17 protein-coding genes and 1 tRNA gene are annotated in these 19,141 nt (G+C 72.2%); 15 read left to right on the top strand and 3 right to left on the bottom strand.

The window, feature by feature from the left end:
• Positions 1–57: 57 nt before the first annotated feature.
• The 8 genes from AC1DZC_RS14500 (at position 58) to eno (ending at position 11,224) form a co-directional block, all read left to right on the top strand.
• Positions 58–1,209 (top strand): glycosyltransferase, encoded by a 1,152-nt coding sequence (locus AC1DZC_RS14500; RefSeq protein ID WP_477043747.1) that lies wholly within the window; start codon positions 58–60, stop codon positions 1,207–1,209.
• Positions 1,210–1,346: 137 nt separating this feature from the next.
• The gene (locus tag AC1DZC_RS14495; RefSeq protein ID WP_477043746.1) at positions 1,347–1,805 is read left to right on the top strand and encodes an FAD synthase family protein; all 459 of its coding nucleotides are present in this window, start codon (positions 1,347–1,349) and stop codon (positions 1,803–1,805) included.
• A gap of 124 nt (positions 1,806–1,929) precedes the next feature.
• Positions 1,930–5,613 (top strand): transcription-repair coupling factor, encoded by a 3,684-nt coding sequence (gene mfd / locus AC1DZC_RS14490; protein ID WP_477043745.1) that lies wholly within the window; start codon positions 1,930–1,932, stop codon positions 5,611–5,613.
• A 22-nt stretch (positions 5,614–5,635) separates the two neighbouring features.
• Complete coding sequence (locus AC1DZC_RS14485; protein WP_477039875.1) at positions 5,636–6,289, top strand: SurA N-terminal domain-containing protein; 654 nt, start codon at positions 5,636–5,638, stop codon at positions 6,287–6,289.
• 4 nt (positions 6,290–6,293) lie between these two features.
• Positions 6,294–6,911, top strand: coding sequence for a nucleoside triphosphate pyrophosphohydrolase (locus AC1DZC_RS14480; protein WP_477043744.1), 618 nt, complete (start codon positions 6,294–6,296; stop codon positions 6,909–6,911).
• A gap of 31 nt (positions 6,912–6,942) precedes the next feature.
• Positions 6,943–8,460: a Re/Si-specific NAD(P)(+) transhydrogenase subunit alpha gene (locus AC1DZC_RS14475; protein WP_477043743.1), complete on the top strand. Its 1,518-nt coding sequence runs from the start codon at positions 6,943–6,945 to the stop codon at positions 8,458–8,460.
• A gap of 1 nt (position 8,461) precedes the next feature.
• The gene (gene pntB, locus AC1DZC_RS14470) at positions 8,462–9,841 is read left to right on the top strand and encodes a Re/Si-specific NAD(P)(+) transhydrogenase subunit beta (RefSeq protein ID WP_477043742.1); all 1,380 of its coding nucleotides are present in this window, start codon (positions 8,462–8,464) and stop codon (positions 9,839–9,841) included.
• A gap of 102 nt (positions 9,842–9,943) precedes the next feature.
• The gene (gene eno, locus AC1DZC_RS14465) at positions 9,944–11,224 is read left to right on the top strand and encodes a phosphopyruvate hydratase (protein WP_477039879.1); all 1,281 of its coding nucleotides are present in this window, start codon (positions 9,944–9,946) and stop codon (positions 11,222–11,224) included.
• A gap of 66 nt (positions 11,225–11,290) precedes the next feature.
• Here the strand turns inward: eno and AC1DZC_RS14460 are convergent, their stop codons facing one another.
• A complete protein-coding gene (locus AC1DZC_RS14460) occupies positions 11,291–11,818 on the bottom strand; it encodes a hypothetical protein (RefSeq protein ID WP_477043741.1) in 528 nt (175 codons plus the stop codon).
• Positions 11,819–11,989: 171 nt separating this feature from the next.
• Here AC1DZC_RS14460 and AC1DZC_RS14455 point away from each other — a divergent pair, with 171 nt between their 5' ends.
• The 7 genes from AC1DZC_RS14455 to AC1DZC_RS14425 all read left to right on the top strand — a co-directional run bounded on the left by AC1DZC_RS14455 (position 11,990) and on the right by AC1DZC_RS14425 (position 17,721).
• Entirely contained in the window at positions 11,990–12,760 is a 771-nt protein-coding gene (locus tag AC1DZC_RS14455; RefSeq protein ID WP_477043740.1) for an FtsB family cell division protein, read from the top strand.
• 29 nt (positions 12,761–12,789) lie between these two features.
• Positions 12,790–13,284, top strand: coding sequence for a DUF501 domain-containing protein (locus tag AC1DZC_RS14450; protein WP_477043739.1), 495 nt, complete (start codon positions 12,790–12,792; stop codon positions 13,282–13,284).
• A gap of 103 nt (positions 13,285–13,387) precedes the next feature.
• Entirely contained in the window at positions 13,388–14,341 is a 954-nt protein-coding gene (locus AC1DZC_RS14445) for a Ppx/GppA phosphatase family protein (protein ID WP_477043738.1), read from the top strand.
• A gap of 189 nt (positions 14,342–14,530) precedes the next feature.
• A complete protein-coding gene (locus AC1DZC_RS14440; protein ID WP_477039884.1) occupies positions 14,531–14,860 on the top strand; it encodes a PadR family transcriptional regulator in 330 nt (109 codons plus the stop codon).
• Positions 14,857–15,981, top strand: coding sequence for an HAAS signaling domain-containing protein (locus AC1DZC_RS14435; protein WP_477043737.1), 1,125 nt, complete (start codon positions 14,857–14,859; stop codon positions 15,979–15,981). Before AC1DZC_RS14440 ends, AC1DZC_RS14435 begins: the two co-directional genes overlap by 4 nt.
• Positions 15,982–16,103: 122 nt before the next feature.
• Entirely contained in the window at positions 16,104–17,576 is a 1,473-nt protein-coding gene (locus tag AC1DZC_RS14430) for an NAD(P)/FAD-dependent oxidoreductase (RefSeq protein WP_477043736.1), read from the top strand.
• Positions 17,577–17,647: 71 nt separating this feature from the next.
• Positions 17,648–17,721: transfer RNA gene (locus AC1DZC_RS14425), tRNA-Leu, on the top strand.
• A 3-nt stretch (positions 17,722–17,724) separates the two neighbouring features.
• Here AC1DZC_RS14425 and AC1DZC_RS14420 read toward each other — a convergent pair.
• Together AC1DZC_RS14420 and AC1DZC_RS14415 are read right to left on the bottom strand one after the other, a co-directional pair.
• Positions 17,725–18,156, bottom strand: coding sequence for a VOC family protein (locus AC1DZC_RS14420; protein WP_477043735.1), 432 nt, complete (start codon positions 18,154–18,156; stop codon positions 17,725–17,727).
• Complete coding sequence (locus tag AC1DZC_RS14415) at positions 18,156–19,019, bottom strand: siderophore-interacting protein (RefSeq protein ID WP_477043734.1); 864 nt, start codon at positions 19,017–19,019, stop codon at positions 18,156–18,158. The genes AC1DZC_RS14420 and AC1DZC_RS14415 overlap by 1 nt, the downstream gene beginning before the upstream one ends.
• Positions 19,020–19,141: the final 122 nt, after the last annotated feature.

Here is a 19,141-nt window from a genome sequence, read left to right as displayed (position 1 = left end):
GCCTTCGTGGACGCACCAGGCGCTCTCGGGCCTGGTTGTTTCCCTACTGGAGGTCACGTGAGCAGCTCGGGCGCACCTGCGTACGACGTGACCGTCATCGTGCCCACGTTCAACGAGGCGCTCAACGTGCCGGAGCTCGTGCGGCAGCTCGGCGTCGCGCTGGACGGTGTCGCGGCCGAGATCCTGTTCGTGGACGACTCGTCGGACGACACGCCCGAGGTGGTGCTGGCCGAGGCGCAGACCGCGACCCTGCCGGTCCGGCTGATCCATCGTGACGACCCGGTCGGCGGCCTCAGCGGAGCGGTGCAGGACGGCCTGGCGGCGACCGACTCCACGTGGTGCGTCGTCATGGACGGCGACCTGCAGCATCCGCCGGACCTCGTGCCCGTCCTGCTGAGCACGGCGACGCGCGAAGGCGTCGACGTGGTCGTGGCGTCCCGCTACCTGGCGGACGGGAGCAGCGGTGGGCTCGCCAACGTCACGAGGCAGGCCGTCTCGTCGGTGTCGACCACCCTGACGCGCGCGATGTTCCCCGTGCGGCTCGCCGAGTGCTCCGACCCGATGACCGGCTTCTTCATCGTGCGGCGCTCCGCGGTGGACCTCGCGCGGCTGCGCCCGCGCGGGTTCAAGATCCTCCTCGAGATCCTGGCGCGGCACCGGCTCGCGATCACCGAGATCCCCTTCATCTTCGGCGACCGGTTGGCGGGGGAGTCCAAGGCATCCCTCAAGCAGGGCGTCGCGTTCCTCTCCCAGCTCGCGGCGCTGCGGTTCGGCCGCATGTCGCGGTTCGCCCTCATCGGCGGCATCGGCGCACTCGTCAACATCGCGCTGGTCGCGGCGCTGACGTCGGTAGGCGCGGGCTACCTGCTCGCCGCGATCATCGCTGCCGAGGCCACGATCGTGATGAACTTCGGCCTCCAGGAGCGGTTCGTGTTCCGTGACCTGCGGCACGAGGGGCGCGGTGTCTGGCGACGGTTCGGCAGCTCATTCGGGTTCAACAACGCCGAGACGCTGATCCGACTGCCGCTGCTCGCGCTGCTGGTCAGCACGGCGCACATCGCGGCGGTGCCGGCGACCGCGTTGACGCTGCTGGTCGCTTTCCTTGCCCGGTTCACGTTCCACTCCCGCGTCATCTACCGGCCGCGTCGGTCGTCGCGCCGTTCCGAGCTCTCGCCGGTCGAGGACTCGCTCCTCGACGAGACGCGTTGAGCCCACCGGGGTAAATCGGGCAAACCGGCTGGATTCACCCTTCGGACGCCTGCCCAACTTGCCCTTTTCGCCCTAATCTCGCACTCGAGAGAGTTAGCCGCCGCCACCGTTGCCGGCCCAATGCGTCAGGAGGTCGGATGTCCCGGATCGTCGGCTATGCCCCTGGGGCGTACGACCTGTTCCACGTCGGCCACCTGAACATCCTGCGGCACGCGCGCGAGCAGTGTGACTTCCTCATCGCGGGCGTCGTCTCGGACGAGATGCTGGAGCTGGCGCGCGGTCGTCGCCCGGTCGTCCCGCTCGCCGAGCGGATGGAGATCGTCCGGCACATCTCGTTCGTGGACCAGGTCCACGCGGAGGTCGTGCCTGACAAGCTCGACACGTGGCGCGCGGTCGGTTTCGACGTGTTCTTCAAGGGTGACGACTGGCGGGGCACCGCCAAGGGCGCCGACCTCGAGCGACGCTTCTCCGAGGTGGGCGTCGAGATCGTCTACTTCCCGTACACGATCCAGACCTCCAGCACGAAGCTGCGATCGGCACTCGACCTGTTGAACGCGCCGGACGGCCAGGACGACGCGGTCGCCGTCATAGCCTGACGAGCAGCCCGCGAGGCGCGCCTGTCAGACCGTCCTCCTAGACTGAGCACGTACCCCGGGTCCTCGTGGATCCGGGGCGTTCGTGCTGTGCGACACGCTCGCGTGTGCTCCTCGGAAGGACCTCATGGACCTCAGCGGCCTGCTCCCCGCCCTCCTCGCCGATCCCGCCGCCGCCGAGGCGGTCGACTCGGTGCGCGCCCGCGGCGAGCTCGACATCGTCGGACCCGCCGGCGTCCGCCCGCCGCTGCTCGCCGCTCTCGCGCGGCAGCGTCCGCTGGTCGTGGTCACCGCGACCGGCCGGGACGCCGACGAGCTCGCGTCCGCGCTGCGCTGCTACCTGCCCTCCGACGACGTCGCGGTCCTGCCGGCCTGGGAGACGCTGCCGCACGAGCGGCTCTCGCCGCGCAGCGACACGGTCGCGCGCCGGCTCGCGGTGTTCCGCCGCCTGAAGCACCCCGAGGGTGCCGGGTACGCGGGGCCGATCCGGGTGCTGGTGGTCCCCGTCCGAGCGCTGCTGCAGCCTGTCGTCGACGGCCTGGGCGACCTCGAGCCGGTGTCGGTCAGCACCGGCGACCGCGTCGACCTGGCGGACCTGGCGGAGCGGCTGGCAGGCGCCGCGTACACGCGCGTGGACATGGTCGAGCGACGCGGCGAGTTCGCGGTGCGCGGCGGGATCGTCGACGTGTTCCCGCCCACCGAGGACCACCCGCTGCGCGTCGAGCTGTGGGGCGAGGACGTCGAGGAGATCCGCTGGTTCTCCGTGGCCGACCAGCGCAGCCTCGAGGTGGCCGAGCACGGGGTGTGGGCTCCGCCGTGCCGGGAGATCCTCCTGACGGATGCGGTCCGGCAGCGGGCGGTCGAGCTGATCCCGCAGCTGCCGGGCGCCACCGACATGCTCGACCGGCTCGGGCAGGGGATCGCCGTCGAGGGCATGGAGTCCCTCGCGCCGGTGCTGGTGGACCAGATGGTCCCGGTGCTCGACCTCGTGCGCGACGACAGCCTGCTGGTGATGGTCGACCCGGAGCGCGTGCGTCGGCGGGCGCACGACCTCGTCGCGACGACGCACGAGTTCCTGGAGGCGGCGTGGACGTCGGCCGCGGCCGGTGCCGCGACGCCCCTGGACCTGTCTGCCGCGAGCTTCGCCTCGTTCGCCGAGGTGCGCGCGCTCTCGGCCGTGCGCGGGCTGGGCTGGTGGACGCTGAGCCCGTTCACGCTGGACGTGGATGCAGCGGCTGTCAGCACCGCCTCGGAGGAAGACACAGCCTTCTACGAGGGCGCGACCGGCACCGGCCACACGGCCGCCCGCAACCAGGCGCCGGCACAGCTGGCGGGGATGGCCGACGACCTCGCCGCCACCGCGCGGACGGTCGTGCTGCAGGCCCGGGAGGTGGAGAAGTACCGCGGCGAGGTCGACCGCGCCGTCGCGGACGTCCGCACGCTCCAGCAGGCGGGCTGGCGGCTCGTGCTGGCGACCGAGGGGCACGGCCCTGCCCAGCGCATGGTCGAGCAGCTGCGCGCCGCCGAAGTTCCCGCCCGGCTCGTCGCGACGATCGAGGAGGAGCCCGAGGGCGGTGTGGTCCTCGTCGTGCCTGCGGCGGTTGGCCAGGGGTTCGTGGCCGAGCCGCTGCACCTGGCGGTGTTCTCCGAGTCGGACCTGACCGGCCGCGCCGGCACGAGCACGCGCGACATGCGCCGGATGCCGAGCCGCCGGCGCAACGTCGTCGACCCGCTGCAGCTGCGGCCGGGCGACCACGTGGTGCACGAGCAGCACGGCGTCGGCCGGTTCGTCGAGCTCGTGCAGCGGACCATCGGCACGGGCCAGACCGCGACGACGCGCGAGTACCTCGTCATCGAGTACGCGAGCAGCAAGCGTGGGCAGCCGGGCGACCGCCTGTTCGTGCCCAGCGACCAGCTCGACCAGGTGACCAAGTACGTCGGCGGCGAGTCGCCGACCCTGTCCAAGATGGGCGGCGGCGACTGGGCCAAGACGAAGGGCCGCGCCAAGAAGGCCGTCAAGGAGATCGCGGCCGAGCTCATCCGGCTGTACTCGGCGCGGATGGCCACCAAGGGGCACGCGTTCGCCCCGGACACGCCCTGGCAGCGCGAGCTCGAGGACGCGTTCGCCTACGTGGAGACGCCCGACCAGGCCGCGACGATCGACGAGGTCAAGGCCGACATGGAGAAGCCGATCCCGATGGACCGGCTGGTCTGCGGCGACGTCGGCTACGGCAAGACCGAGATCGCCGTGCGGGCGGCGTTCAAGGCCGTCCAGGACGGCAAGCAGGTGGCCGTGCTGGTGCCGACGACGCTCCTGGTGCAGCAGCACCTCGACACGTTCCAGGAGCGCTACAGCGCCTTCCCGGTGACGGTGAAGGCGCTGAGCCGGTTCCAGAGCGCCAAGGAGTCCAAGGAGGTCGTCGCGGGGCTGGCCGACGGGACGATCGACGTCGTCATCGGCACGCACCGCCTGATCACCGGCGAGGTGCACTTCAAGGACCTCGGCCTCGTGGTCGTCGACGAGGAGCAGCGGTTCGGCGTCGAGCACAAGGAGACGCTCAAGGCCTTGCGCACCAACGTGGATGTGCTGAGCATGAGCGCGACCCCGATCCCGCGCACGCTCGAGATGGCGGTCACGGGCATCCGCGAGATGTCGACCCTGGCCACGCCGCCCGAGGAGCGGCACCCGGTGCTCACGTTCGTCGGCGCGTACGACGAGAAGCAGATCACCGCAGCGATCCGGCGCGAGCTGCTGCGCGAGGGCCAGGTGTTCTACGTGCACAACAAGGTCGACTCGATCGAGCGCACGGCGTCGCGGCTCATGGAGCTGGTGCCGGAGGCGCGGGTGGCCGTCGCGCACGGGAAGATGAACGAGCACCAGCTCGAGCAGGTGATCGTCGACTTCTGGGAGAAGCGGTTCGACGTGCTGGTCTGCACGACGATCGTCGAGACGGGCCTGGACATCTCCAACGCCAACACGCTGATCCTCGAGCGTGCCGACCTGCTCGGCCTGAGCCAGCTGCACCAGCTGCGCGGGCGCGTGGGCCGCGGGCGCGAGCGGGCGTACTCCTACTTCCTCTACCCGCCCGAGAAGCCGCTCACCGAGACGGCGCACGACCGGCTGCAGACGATCGCCGCCAACACCGACCTCGGTGCGGGCATGGCGGTGGCGATGAAGGACCTCGAGATCCGCGGCGCCGGCAACCTGCTGGGCGGTGAGCAGTCCGGGCACATCGAGGGCGTCGGCTTCGACCTCTACATCCGCATGGTCGGCGAGGCCGTGGCCGGCTTCCGCGGCGACGCGGAGGAAGAGGTCCCCGACGTCACCATCGAGCTGCCCGTGGACGCGCACATCCCGCACGACTACATCGCGCACGAGCGGCTGCGGCTGGAGGCGTACCGCAAGATCGCGGCGGCCCTCGACGCGACCGCCCTGGGCGAGGTCCGCGCCGAGCTCGTCGACCGGTACGGCCCGGTGCCGGCGGCGGTCGACAACCTCTTCGAGGTGGCCGAGTTCCGTCTGCACGTGCGGGCGTCCGGCCTGTCCGACGTCACGGCGCAGGGCAAGTTCGTGCGGTTCGCGCCGGTCGAGCTGCCCGAGTCGTCCCAGCTGCGGCTCAAGCGGCTCTACCCGGGTGCGGTGCTCAAGCCGGCCGTCCGCACGGTGCTGGTGCCGTGGCCCATGACCGCGCGGATCGGCGGCAAGCCGGTCCAGGGTCGCGAGGTCATGATGTGGGCCCGGCAGTTCATCGACGCGGTCGTGCGGGGCGACGTCTCGGCGGCGGCGACGGTCGGGTCCCGGCGGGCCTGAAATCCCAGGCGGTGGCCCTACGATGAGCCCCGATCGACGAGCGACGACGCAGGAGGTCCTGGTGACGGTGCACGGCACGGCGCGCAAGCGCGCGATGGTGGGTGCCCTGGTGGCGAGCGCAGCAGCCCTGCTGACGGCCTGCGCCGGGCAGCCGGGAGCGGCGGCGGTCGTCGACGGCACGAGCATCCCGGCCTCGGACCTGCAGACCGCGCTCGACGAGCTCGAGCCGTACGTCCAGGGCGCCTCGCCGTCGGCCGTGCTCGGTGTCCTCGTCGTGGAGCCGACGGTGGTGCAGATGGCGGCCGACGCCGGAGTGGCGGCGTCCGACGCGGACGCGCAGGCCTTCCTCGACCAGGTGGTCCAGCAGTCGACGCCGGACGAGCACCCGACCTTCGGCCCCGCGTCGCTGGCGATCGCGCGGTACTTCGTGGCCTTCACCAACCTCTCGAACCTGTCGAGCCAGGAGGAGGTGACCGCGGACATCACCAAGAAGGTCGCCGACCTCGACGTCGAGGTGAACCCGCGGTTCGGCACCCTCGGCGAGGACAACAAGATCACCGACCCGACGCCGCCGAAGTGGATCATCACGCCGACGACCCCGCCGCCGCTCCCGGACGCCCCGACGAACGAGCCCGGCGACGCGCCGGCGTCCCCGTCCCCGACGCCCACCCCCTGATCGCGTGAGCGACGCGCTGCGCGAGCTCGTGCGGGTCATGGACCGCCTGCGCTCGCCCGGTGGCTGCCCGTGGGACGCGGACCAGACGCACGAGTCGCTGGTGCCGTACGCGCTCGAGGAGACCTACGAGCTGGTCGAGGCGATCGAGACGGGCGACCGTGCCGGGCTGCGCGAGGAGCTCGGCGACGTGCTGCTGCAGGTGGTGTTCCACGCGCGCATCGCGGCGGAGGACCCGGACGACCCGTTCGACGTCGACGACGTGGCCGCGGACCTCGTCGCGAAGCTGGTGCGCCGGCACCCGCACGTGTTCGACGAGGCGGCCGTCGTGTCCGACCTGCACGTGCAGTGGGACAAGCTGAAGAACGCCGAGAAGTCCCGCGAGTCCGCGCTCGACGGAGTCCCTCTGGCGCTCGGCGCGCTGGCGCGTGCGCAGAAGATCGCGGGCCGTGCGGCCCGGGCCGGCCTCGAGGTCGCGACGCCGGCCGGCGACGACCTCGGTGCCCGGCTGCTCGCGCTCGCGCTCGAGGCGCACGCGGCCGGCGTGGACGCCGAGGGTGCGCTGCGCCAGGCGGCCGCCGCCTGGGAGGGCACGCTGCGGGACCAGGAGACCAGACCCACCTGAGCAGGACCGGCCCGACGACGAAGGAGCGTAGATGCGGATCGGCATCCCGACGGAGAGTCGGGCCGGTGAACGGCTCGTCGCGGCCACGCCCAGGACGGTGGAGAAGCTGGTCGCCCTCGGCTACGAGGTCGTCGTGCAACGGGGTGCGGGCGAGGGGGCGACGTTCGGTGACGCCGCCTACGAGGACGCCGGGGCGGTCGTCGGCGACGACGTGTGGGGGTGCGACGTCGTCGCGAAGGTCAACCCACCGACGAGCGCCGAGGTCCAGGCGCTGACGCCGGGTTCCACGCTGGTCGCGATGCTCTCGCCCGGGTCGAGCCCCGAGCTGGTCGAGCAGCTGCGGACGCAGGGCGTGACGGCGCTGGCCCTCGACGCGGTGCCTCGGGTGTCGCGGGCGCAGGCGCTCGACGTGCTGAGCACGTTGTCCAACGTCGCCGGCTACCGCGCGGTCGTCGAGGCGGCCCAGGTCTACGGCGGGATGTTCACCGGGCAGGTCACGGCGGCGGGCAAGACCCCGCCCGCCCGCGTGTTCGTCATCGGCGCGGGCGTCGCGGGCCTCGCGGCGATCGGCGCGGCCGGGGCGATGGGCGCCCGGGTCCGCGCGTTCGACGTCCGGCCCGAGGTCGGCGAGCAGATCGAGTCGATGGGTGCGACGTTCGTGCAGGCCGCGGCCGCGCAGCAGGCCGTGAGCGCCGACGGGTACGCGAGCGCCCTGACCCGCGAGCAGGAGGAGCTCACGGCGCAGATGTACGCCACCGAGAGCGCGGACGCGGACATCGTCATCACCACCGCGCTGGTCCGCGGGCACGCGCCGACGACGATCACCGCCGCGATGGTCGCCGGGATGCGCGCCGGGAGCGTGATCGTCGACCTGGCGGCGTCCGGCGGAGGGAACTGCGAGCTGACCGTCCCGGGGCAGACGGTGCTGACCGACAACGGCGTCACGATCGTCGGGGCCACGGACCTGACCAGCCGGATGCCGCAGCACACCTCCCAGCTGTTCGGCACCAACATCGTCCACCTGCTCCAGCTGCTCACGCCTGCCAAGGACGGATCGCTGGTGCTCGACCTGGACGACCCGGTCCAGCGCGGGATGACCGTGACGCGCGACGGCGAGGTGCTCTGGCCGCCGCCCCCGGTCCAGGTCTCCGCGGCACCGCCCCCCGAGCCGCCGCCCGTCGCCGCGCCCGTGGATCCGCGCCGCGCGCAGCGACGCTCGGTCGTCCTCGCGCTCGTGGCCGTCCTGGTGCTGCTCGGCATCTCGTTCGCGCCGGCCGCGTTCCTCGGCCACTTCACCGTCTTCGTGCTGGCGGTGATCGTCGGGTACTACGTCATCTCGAACGTGAGCCACGCGCTGCACACGCCGCTGATGGCCCAGACGAACGCGATCTCCGGGATCATCCTGGTCGGCGCGCTGCTGCAGATCGGCGACGACGACTGGCTGGTGACCGCGCTCGCGGTCGTCGCCGCGTCGGTCGCGAGCATCAACGTGTTCGGCGGCTTCCTCGTCGCCAACCGCATGATCCGCATGTTCCGGAAGGACGCCTGAGGTGCCGGGCTCGCTCGCCCAGGCGGTCTACCTCCTCGCCGCGGTCCTGTTCGTGCTCAGCCTCGCGGGGCTGTCGAAGCAGGAGACCGCGCGACGCGGCAACCTCGCCGGGATCGTCGGCATGGCGTTCGCACTCGTCGCGACGATCGCGCTCGCCCTGCAGCGCTCCGAGCGGTCGGTCGCCGTCACCGGAGGCCTGATCCTCGTCGTGCTCCTGATCGGCGCGACGATCGGCACCTGGCAGGCGCGCCGGGTCGAGATGACGCAGATGCCCGAGCTCATCGCGGTCCTGCACTCGTTCGTCGGCCTCGCCGCCGTGCTCGTCGGCTACAACTCGTTCCTCACCGAGCCGCGCGACCCCGCCCACCTGGTCGAGGTGTTCCTCGGGGTGCTGATCGGCGCCGTGACGTTCACCGGCTCGATCGTCGCGTACCTCAAGCTGTCCACGCGCCTGCGGTCGGCGCCGCTGGCCCTGCCTGGGCGCAACTGGCTCAACCTCGCCATGGTGCTCGCGTGCGGCGGCCTGCTCGCCTGGTTCCTGGCGACGCACGGCGTGCTGCCGCTGCTGCTCATGACGGTGGTCGCGCTGCTCCTCGGGTGGCACCTGGTGGCATCCATCGGCGGCGGCGACATGCCGGTGGTCATCTCGATGCTGAACTCCTACTCCGGCTGGGCGGCCGCCGCGGCGGGCTTCATGCTCGGCAACGACCTGCTGATCGTCACCGGCGCCCTGGTCGGGTCCTCCGGTGCGATCCTGAGCTGGTTCATGTGCAAGGCGATGAACCGGTCGTTCGTCAGCGTGATCCTGGGCGGCTACGGCACGTCCGAAGGGGCGGCCGCCTCCGACGGCGAGCAGGGCGAGCACCACGAGATCACCGCGTCGGGCGTCGCCGAGCTGCTGCTCGAGGCGCGCACCGTCGTGATCACGCCCGGGTACGGCATGGCCGTCGCCAAGGCCCAGTACCCGGTCGCCGAGCTGGTGGCCAAGCTGCGCGCGCGGGGGATCGACGTGCGGTTCGGCGTGCACCCCGTGGCGGGCCGTCTGCCCGGGCACATGAACGTGCTGCTCGCGGAGGCGCGCGTCCCGTACGACATCGTGCTCGAGATGGACGAGATCAACGGCGACCTGGCCGAGACGGACGTCGTGCTCGTCATCGGCGCGAACGACACGGTGAACCCGTCGGCTATCGACGACCCCTCGTCGCCCATCGCCGGCATGCCCGTGCTCGAGGTGTGGAAGGCCGCGCGGGTCATCGTCTTCAAGAGGTCGATGGCCACCGGGTATGCGGGCGTCCAGAACCCGCTGTTCTTCCGCGAGAACACGTCGATGCTCTTCGGGGACGCCAAGGACCAGGTCGAGCAGATCATGCTCACGGTGTGATCGTGAACCGGCACTGTCCACGGTCGAAGGTCTCTACTCGGGCCCCTGCCGCGGCCCACTAGGGTGAGGTCGTAAACCCACCCGCTCGTCGAAGGAGCTCCCATGGCCAGCATCGAGGCCGTCGGCGCCCGCGAGATCTTGGACTCGCGCGGCAACCCCACTGTCGAGGTCGAGGTTGCCCTCGACGACGGCACCATCGCCCGTGCCGCCGTCCCGTCGGGCGCCTCCACGGGTGCGTTCGAGGCCGTCGAGCGCCGTGACGGCGACTCCGCCCGCTACCTCGGCAAGGGCGTCGAGGAGGCCGTGAACGCCGTCATCGACGAGATCGCCCCCGAGCTCATCGGCTTCGAGGCCACGGAGCAGCGCCTGGTCGACGCCGCGCTGATCGACCTCGACGGCACCGCCAACAAGGGCAAGCTCGGCGCCAACGCGATCCTCGGCGTCTCGCTCGCCGTGGCGAAGGCCGCTGCCGACTCCGCCAACCTGCCGCTGTTCCGCTACGTCGGCGGCCCCAACGCGCACGTGCTGCCGGTCCCGATGATGAACATCCTCAACGGTGGGTCGCACGCCGACTCCAACGTCGACATCCAGGAGTTCATGGTCGCGCCCTTCGGCCCGACGACCTACCGCGAGGCCCTGCGCACCGGCGTCGAGATCTACCACTCGCTCAAGTCCGTGCTGAAGAGCAAGGGCCTGTCGACGGGCCTCGGCGACGAGGGCGGCTTCGCCCCGAACCTGCCGAGCAACCGCGACGCGCTGGACCTGATCCTGGTCGCCATCGAGAAGGCCGGCTTCACGCCCGGCGTCGACGTGGGCCTCGCGCTCGACGTCGCCGCCACCGAGTTCTTCAAGGACGGTGCCTACCAGTTCGAGGGCAAGGCGCTCTCGAACGAGGAGATGTCGGCCTACTACGAGTCCCTCGTGGCGGACTACCCGCTGGTCTCCATCGAGGACCCGCTGTCCGAGGACGAGTGGGAGGGCTGGAGCCACCTGGTCTCCACCATCGGCGACAAGGTGCAGATCGTCGGCGACGACCTGTTCGTCACCAACCCCGAGCGCCTGCGCAAGGGCATCGAGCTCAAGTCGGCCAACTCGCTGCTGGTCAAGCTCAACCAGATCGGCACGCTCACCGAGACGCTGGACGCCGTCGAGCTCGCGCAGCGCAGCGGCTTCACGACGATGACCTCGCACCGCTCCGGCGAGACCGAGGACACGACGATCGCGGACCTGTCCGTGGCCACGAACGCCGGCCAGATCAAGACCGGGGCCCCCGCCCGCGGCGAGCGCATCAACAAGTACAACCAGCTCCTGCGCATCGAGGAGGAGCTGGACGACGCCGCCGTCTACGCCGGCCGCTCCGCCTTCCCGCGCTTCAAGGGCTGACGCTCAGTTCTTCTTGACGACGAAGGCCGGTCACCTCACGGTGGCCGGCCTTCGTCGTCGGTGCTCTCAGGCGTCCGACGCCGAGGCCATGAGGGCCGCGATCAGGATGAACGCCGAGACGATCAGGGCCGGCAGCGCGACGATGTAGGTGGTCCGCCAGCCGGCCTTGTGCGACTCGTCGTCGTTGCGCGAGCGCATGAACCCGAGCACCGACAGGAAGAGCATCGACGCCGGGCCGATCCAGCCGAGCAGCGGCAGGACCAGGCCGAGCCCGATGCCGACGAGCACGACGAGGACGACCCCCACGCGCTGGTCGGTGATCGAGCGCTTCCGGACGGGCTGCTCGATCTCCTGCTCCACCGGCCGCAGCTTGCGCGACCAGGTCGCCGCGACCTCCGGCGCCGGACCGAGGTTGGCGACGATGGACTGCAGGTCGTCGTCCGTCGGCGCGCGCCCGAGGGTGGCGGCGGACGCGTCGATCTGGTCGGCCACGGCGCCCAGGACGTTGGCGCGCTCGGCCGGCGAGGCGTCCCCGAGGTAGCGCACGAGGTCGCGCAGGTAGGCCGCGACGACCGGTTCGGCGGCGTAGGTCACGAGATGCCCTTCATCGGGGGTCGGCCGCCGGGGCGGCTGCGCGCGGGATGCACCCCGCGCGGCGGCCCTGACCGTAGCCAGCGGGGTACGGCACCTGTCAACTGAGCCCCGGCGCGCCCGTGGGGAGCGGGGTCCGGCAGACGCGGCTCGGGCCGAGGCAGAATCGATCGCATGTCTGCCCCTCGACGCCCGGCGTCCCCGAGCGCGCCGCCGCGGCGTGCGACGGCGCGGACGTCTGCGGCGAAGACCCCGTCCACCGGTTCCCCCGGTTCGTCGTCGACCGCCCGTCCGGCGACGCCCCGCGCGTCGAGCGCAGCACCGCGTCCCTCGTCGTCGACGAGCTCGCGCCCGTCGTCGTCGACCGGCCCGTCGTCCTCGTCGCGACCCGCGGCCACCCGGCCCGCCTCCCGCGGCACCCCGACGCCTCCGCGCGGCACCGCCCGCGCGGAGAAGGTGCAGCTCAAGGTCCCGCGCCTGTTCACCGTCCGGGCGATGGTGTTCGCGTGCGTCCTGCTGCTCGCGTTCGTGCTCGTCTACCCGACGCTGCACTCCTACCTGAAGCAGAAGTCCGACGTGGACCAGCTGCGCTCGCAGGTCGCCGCCGCCCAGAAGCGCAACGAGGACCTGCAGGCCGACCTCGACCGCTGGAACGACCCGGCCTACGTGGCCGCGCAGGCGCGCGGGCGGCTCTCGTTCGTGCTGCCCGGCGAGAAGGCGTTCCGCGTGATCGACCCCGAGACGGTCCCGGACACCGCACCGACCGAGCAGGGCCCGGCCGCGGCGCTCGACACCGGCGCGACCCTGCCCTGGTACGCCTCCGTGTGGGAGTCGGTGCAGGTGGCCGGCGAGACGCCCGCCGCCACGACGCCGGAGACGGCGGCGACGCCTGCTGCCCCCGCGCCGGGCGACAATGGGACGTCGGCCCCTCCGTCGGGCGGCTGACGCGCCCCGCGACCCGAACGGATTCTCTCGTGCTCCTCGATGCCGTGACCGACCAGGACATCGCCGTGCTCGCCGAGCAGCTCGGCCGACCGCCCCGCGGCGTGGTCGGCATCGCGGCCCGGTGCGTCTGCGGTCGCCCGCTCGTCGTCCGGACTGCCCCGCGCCTGGACGACGGGACCCCGTTCCCCACGACCTACTACCTGACGTCGCCACCCGCGGTCGCCGCCGTGAGCACCCGCGAGGCCACGGGGCTCATGAAGGAGCTCACGGCCCGGCTCGCCGACGACGAGGAGCTCGCCGCCGCCTACCGGCGTGCGCACGAGGCCTACCTCGCCGACCGCGAGGAGCTCGGGCACGTCGAGGAGATCGCGGGCATCTCCGCCGGCGGCATGCCCAACCGCGTCAAGTGCCTGCACGTGCTCGTCGGTCACGCCCTGGCGGCCGGGCCGGGCGTGAACCCCGTCGGCGACGAGGTCCTCGCCCTCATCCGCGACGAGTGGCGCCCGGACCGCTGCACCTGCTGACCCGTCCGCAACGTCCGCACTCGTGTGGCCTATGACGCCCACGAGCGCGGACGTTGCGCTTCCCTGCGCCCCCGGGGGTGGGGTGGGTGGGAGGATGGTGCGCGTGACGCGTGTGGCTGCCATCGACTGTGGGACCAACTCGATCCGGTTGCTGGTGGCGGACGTCGATCCGCGCGCCGGCACGCTGGTGGACCTGGACCGGCGGATGGAGGTGGTCCGGCTCGGGCAGGGCGTGGACCGCACCGGCCGGATCGCCCCGGAGGCCCTCGAGCGGACGCTCGACGCGGCCCGGCGCTACCACGACATCTGCACCGAGCTGGGCGTCGAGGCCATCCGGTTCGTCGCGACGTCGGCCTCCCGGGACGCCGAGAACCGCGCGGACTTCGTCAAGGGCGTGCACGACGCTCTGGGTGTCGAGCCGGAGGTCGTCGAGGGCCTCGAGGAGGCCGAGCTGTCCTTCAAGGGCGCCACGGGCGTGCTGGCGGGCGAGCACCCGGGACCGTTCCTCGTCGTCGACCTGGGCGGCGGCTCGACCGAGCTCGTCCTGGGCGACGACACGGTCCGGGCCGCGTACTCGATGGACGTCGGGTGCGTGCGGCTGACCGAGCGGCACCTGCACACCGACCCACCGACCGCCGACGAGATCGCGCGGTCCCGCCGCGACGTCGGCGCGGCCCTCGACACGGCGTCCACCCACGTGTCGCTCGGCGAGGCGGTCACGCTGGTCGGGCTGGCGGGCACCGTCACGACCGTGACGGCCCATGCGCTCGGGCTGGCCACCTACGACCCGCACGCGATCGACGGCTCGGTCCTGCCCGTCGAGAAGGTGCTCGCGGCCTGCGACGACCTCCTGGCCCGCGACCACGAGGAGCGGGCGGCGCTCGGGTTCATGCACCCCGGACGCGTCGACGTGATCGGTGCCGGCGCGCTGGTCTGGCACGAGGTCGTCAGCCGGGTTCGTGACGACGTCGCGCGGGCCGGGGGAGAGCTGACCTCCGTCGTCACCTCCGAGCACGACATCCTCGACGGCATCGCCTGGAGCGTCGCCACGCGCTGAGCGGTCCGACGAGGTCGCACGGCCGGTCTCGCCGACGCCGACAGACTCCGGACGACTCGCCGGTGTCGTGTCGTGGACGGTAGTGCGCAGTGTGTACTACCGTCGCGTCTGCGGGAGCTCGGAGGGGGCTCCCGCACCAATCTCGCCGGCGCCGCGCGCGTCGGCCACGGGGATACCGGAGGAGGTCGCATGGACACCACCCAGCTGCTCAAAGGAGTGCTGGACCTGGCCGTGCTCGCCGTCGTGAGCGACGAGGACGGGTACGGGTACGACGTCGTGCGACGCCTGCGGGCGGCGGGCATCGAGGAGGTCGGGGACGCGTCGGTGTACGGCACGCTGCGCCGGCTGTACTCGTCGGGAGCGCTGACGTCGTACGTCGTGCCCAGCGACGAGGGACCGCACCGCAAGTACTACGGCATCAACGCCCAGGGCCGAGCGATGCTCGACGCCCAGCGCAAGGACTGGCAGGAGTTCGCAGGCACGATGGGCCGCCTGCTCGAGACGGAGGTCGTGCGATGAGCGTCCTGGACAGCACCGAGGTTCTGGACGTCGCGGGCTACGCCGCCGCGGTGCGCCGCAGCCTGGCCGACCTCGGGCCGGACCAGGTGGACGACCTGACCGGCGACCTCGAGGCCGACCTCGCCGACGCGCTCGCGGACGAGCGGCACAACGCGCACGGCCGCGGGGTGCTGGAGCAGTTCGGGCCGCCCGAGGAGTACGCGGCCGAGCTGCGTGCGGCCGCGGGCCTGCTCCCGATGGCGGACCCGGAGCGCCGTCCGCTGCGGGAGCTGGCCGGCGCCCCGAAGGCGTCACTGCTCCGCCTGCTCGGGCACCTGCGCGAGGAGCGCTGGTGGCCGCCGGTCGAGGGGTTCCTGGTCGCGATCCGCCCGTTCTGGTGGCTCGTGCGGGCGTGGGTGGGCTACCAGGTGGCGATGTTCTTCCTGGGCTTCCAGTCGTGGCTGCCCGAGTCGGTGCCCGCGTTCGTCTTCCTCGCGGTCCTCGTCGTCCTGAGCGTGCAGTGGGGTCGCGGCACCTGGTTCCGGTCGGGAGCGATGCACGGGCTGGCGGTCGTGGCCAACCTCCTGGCGATCGTGACGGTGCTGCCCGTCACGTTCGGCCTCCAGATGCAGACGGACAGCTGGGAGAACGCGTACCACGGAGGCGCTTCCTCGACCGGCCCGGAGGTGCCGTCCAACGGCGTCCTCGTCGACGGGGAACCGGTCGGCAACATCTTCGCCTACGACGCCGAGGGCAACCCACTGACGGATGTGCAGCTCTTCGACGAGCTCGGTCGCCCGATCCGCACCGAGAGCTACTACGACTCGGCGCCCGTGTGGGATCCCGGCGGCCGGGAGACGTGGCAGCTTCTCAGCCGGACGGACGCCGACGGTCGCACGCGGTGGAACGCGTTCCCCTTGAGCGGCGCACCGATGGCGGACCTCGAGAGCGACGTGAACGGCGAGTGGCAGCTCCGTGCCGGAGCTACGGCGAAGACCCCGCCGCCACCGTTCGCCAAGGCACCGGCCCTGGAGACCGCTGCGGACACGGAGGCCGACACGACCGTCCCCACCCCGAGCGCGAGCGCCGCCCCTGCGCCCGCAGCGACGGACGCGGTCGTTCCGCCGGTCACCGCTCCGTGAGGCCTCGTGGGACGGCGCACGTCGCCAGACGTGCGCCGTCTCACAGTCTCTGGACGCCCACTGTGCGCATCGTCACCGGCTCAGGTAGGGCGTCGGACGAGCGGCGCCGCTACCGTTGAGGTATGCCTTCCTCAGCCTCGGACGTCGCCAGCCCCCAGGCCACCGTGGAGCCAGCGGCCAGGCCCAAGCCCCGCAAGGTCCCGCGCGTCGTCGTGCTCGGCGGCGGCACCGTCGGCCTCTACACGGCCCGCCGGCTGCGCAAGCGCCTCGGCAAGCGCGAGGCCGCGATCGTCGTCGTCGACCCCCGCCCGTACATGACGTACGCCCCGTTCCTGCCGGAGACCGCGGCCGGGTCCATCGACCCCCGCAACGTCGTCGCCCCGCACCGCCGCGCCCTCAAGGGCGTCGACGTGCTGCAGGGCAAGGTCAGCCAGATCAACCACGCCGAGCGCACGGTGGAGATCACGCCCGAGGAGGGCGACTCCTACTGGATCACCTACGACCACCTCGTCGTCGGCCTCGGGTCGGTCGCCCGCACGCTTCCGATCCCCGGGCTCGCGGAGATCGGCATCGGCTTCAAGAACGTCGAAGAGGCCATCGCGCTGCGCAACCACGTGCTCAACCGCATCGACGTGGCCGCCAGCACCTGGGACCCCGAGCTGCGTCGCCGGATGCTCACGTTCGTCTTCGTCGGCGGCGGGTTCGCCGGTGTCGAGGCGCTCGGCGAGGTCGAGGACATGGCCCGCGCCGCGGTGAAGTACTACAAGGCCATCGAGCAGGAGGAGCTGCGCTTCGTCCTGGTCGAGGGCTCGCCGCGCATCCTGCCCGAGGTCAGCGAGGAGCTGGGCGGGTACACGCTCGAGGTCCTGCGCAAGCGCGCCATCGAGATCCACCTGTCGACGTTCCTGAGCAGCTGCATCGACGGCCATGTCGTCCTGTCGAACAAGATGGAGTTCGACGCCGAGACGATCGTGTGGACCGCGGGCGTGAAGGCCAACCCGGTCCTCAAGGACTCGGACCTGCCGCTGGACAAGATGGGCCGCCTCATCTGCAACGCGTACCTGCAGGTGACGCAGGAGGACGGGACGGTCGTCCCGGACGCCTACGGTGCCGGCGACTGCGCCGCGGTGCCCGACCTGTACAACCCCGGTCAGTTCTGCCCGCCCAACGCCCAGCACGCGCTGCGCGAGGGCAACCACCTCGGCGACAACCTGGCCCGCGTCCTGCGCTCTGCACCGCCCACCGAGTACAAGCACAAGAACGTTGGCGCGGTCGCCTCGCTCGGCATGTACAAGGGCGTCGCGCAGATGTTCGGCCGGATCAAGGTCAAGGGCTTCTTCGCCTGGGTGCTGCACCGCACGTACCACGTCGCGGCCATGCCCACCTTCAACCGCAAGGTCCGTATCGCTGCCGGGTGGACCGGTGCGCTGCTCCTGCGTCGCGAGGTCGTCGCGCTCGGCAGCCTGCACGACCCACGCGCCGAGTTCCGCGCCGCATCTGTGCCGGCCAAGCCTCGCGCCGTCGACGTCGGGGAGGCCCTGCCGCCGCAGAAGGCCGAGCCCGGCTCTCCGGCTGCGAAGGCTGCGACCGCCTGAGCCTTCCGACGAGCCCCCGGTCCGCACGCGACCGGGGGCTTCGTCGTTCCCTGGCAGGATTAGCGGCGTCCGCCCCCGTAGCCCAACTGGCAGAGGCAGCCGGCTTAAACCCGGCCCAGTCCGGGTTCAAATCCCGGCGGGGGCACGTTCAGGCGACGCAGAACTCGTTGCCTTCGGGGTCCGCCATGACGACGTGGTCGAGCTCGCCGCGCAGGTCGTGCTCCTGCAGGACGGTGGCTCCGGCCGCGACGAAGCGGTCGACGGCGGCGCGGATCAGCGGCTCGCGCACCGCCTGCGGCTGCGTGCGTCCGCCCGAGACCTTGACGTCCAGGTGCAGCCGGTTCTTGGCGGTCTTGCCCTCCGGCACCTTGAGGAACGAGATCGACGGGAGCACGTCGGCGGGGTCGGCCAGGTAGGCGCCGTCGTCCCACTCGTCCTCGGGCACCTCGTGGTGGGTCAGCCAGTCCTCCCACGTCGCGAAGCCGTCCGGGGGCGGGGGAGTGACGTAGCCGAGCGCCGGGCCCCAGAACGCGGCCATGACGGCCGGGCTGGCGCAGTCGAACGTGAGCGACCAGGCCATCAGAGCAGGCCCGCGGCCACTTCGGCCTGTTCGATCGTGGCGAGCCAGTCGCGCTTGGTGGCGCGCCAGCCCTCGTCGTCGGCCCCCAGGCGCCAGTACCCCGAGACCGACAGCTGCTCGCGCGGGACCTCCCGTTCGCCGCGCACGTGACGGCGCAGCTCGCGGACCGCGCCGGCCTCCCCGTGCACGAACGCGCTGACAGGCTGCGGCAGCGGCGGTAGGGCCGCGACGGCGTCGACGAGGGCCAGGCCGGAGACGCCGAAGCCCTGGTGGACCCAGTGCACGTGCACGCCGGCGGGTGCGGTCAGCGGGATCTCGTCCTCGGGTCCGTGGACCTCGATGACGGCGTGGCCGACGGCATCGGGCGCGAGGCGCTCGAGCGCGACGGCGATCGCGGGCAGGGCGCTCGCGTCACCGGCGAACAGGTGGGAGGCAGCCGTCGGGTCCGGCGACCACGCGCCGCCCGGGCCGACGAGCAGGACCTCGTCGCCGACCGCGGCACCCGCGGCCCAGGGTCCGGCCAGGCCCTCGTCGCCGTGCACGACGAAGTCGAGCGTCAGCTCACCGTCCGCGTAGCCGCGGACCGTGTACGAGCGCTGCCGAGGCTGGCTGTCGGGCGGGAGCGTCGCGCGGACGGCGTCGAGGTCCAGACGCCCGTCGTCGCGCAGCGGCCGGGGCGTCCCGTCCGGCAGGAACACGACCTTGACGTAGGAGTCCGCGTGCGGGGACGGCTCGAACGCGGCCAGGCCCGGTCCGCCGACGACCACCCGGACCATCGTCGCCGAGAGGCGCTCCGTGCGGACCACCTCCGCGACGAGAGGGGCGGGGCGGGACTTGGCCTTCTGAGCCGGGGCGTCGGTCATCGGTGTCCTTCGTCTGGGGGTGGCACAACGCTAACCCCCGCGCGCGGTCAGCCGCGTCCGGCATGGACGTCGAGGTCGTCGTTCAGGCGGGCGAGCGGTCGGTGGGCGAGCGGGTGCTCCGG

The organism is Cellulomonas sp. P2_B4, assembly GCF_056404795.1.
The sequence above is the reverse complement of the archived record's forward strand: the minus strand, read 5'-3'. Positions and strand labels throughout refer to the sequence as shown.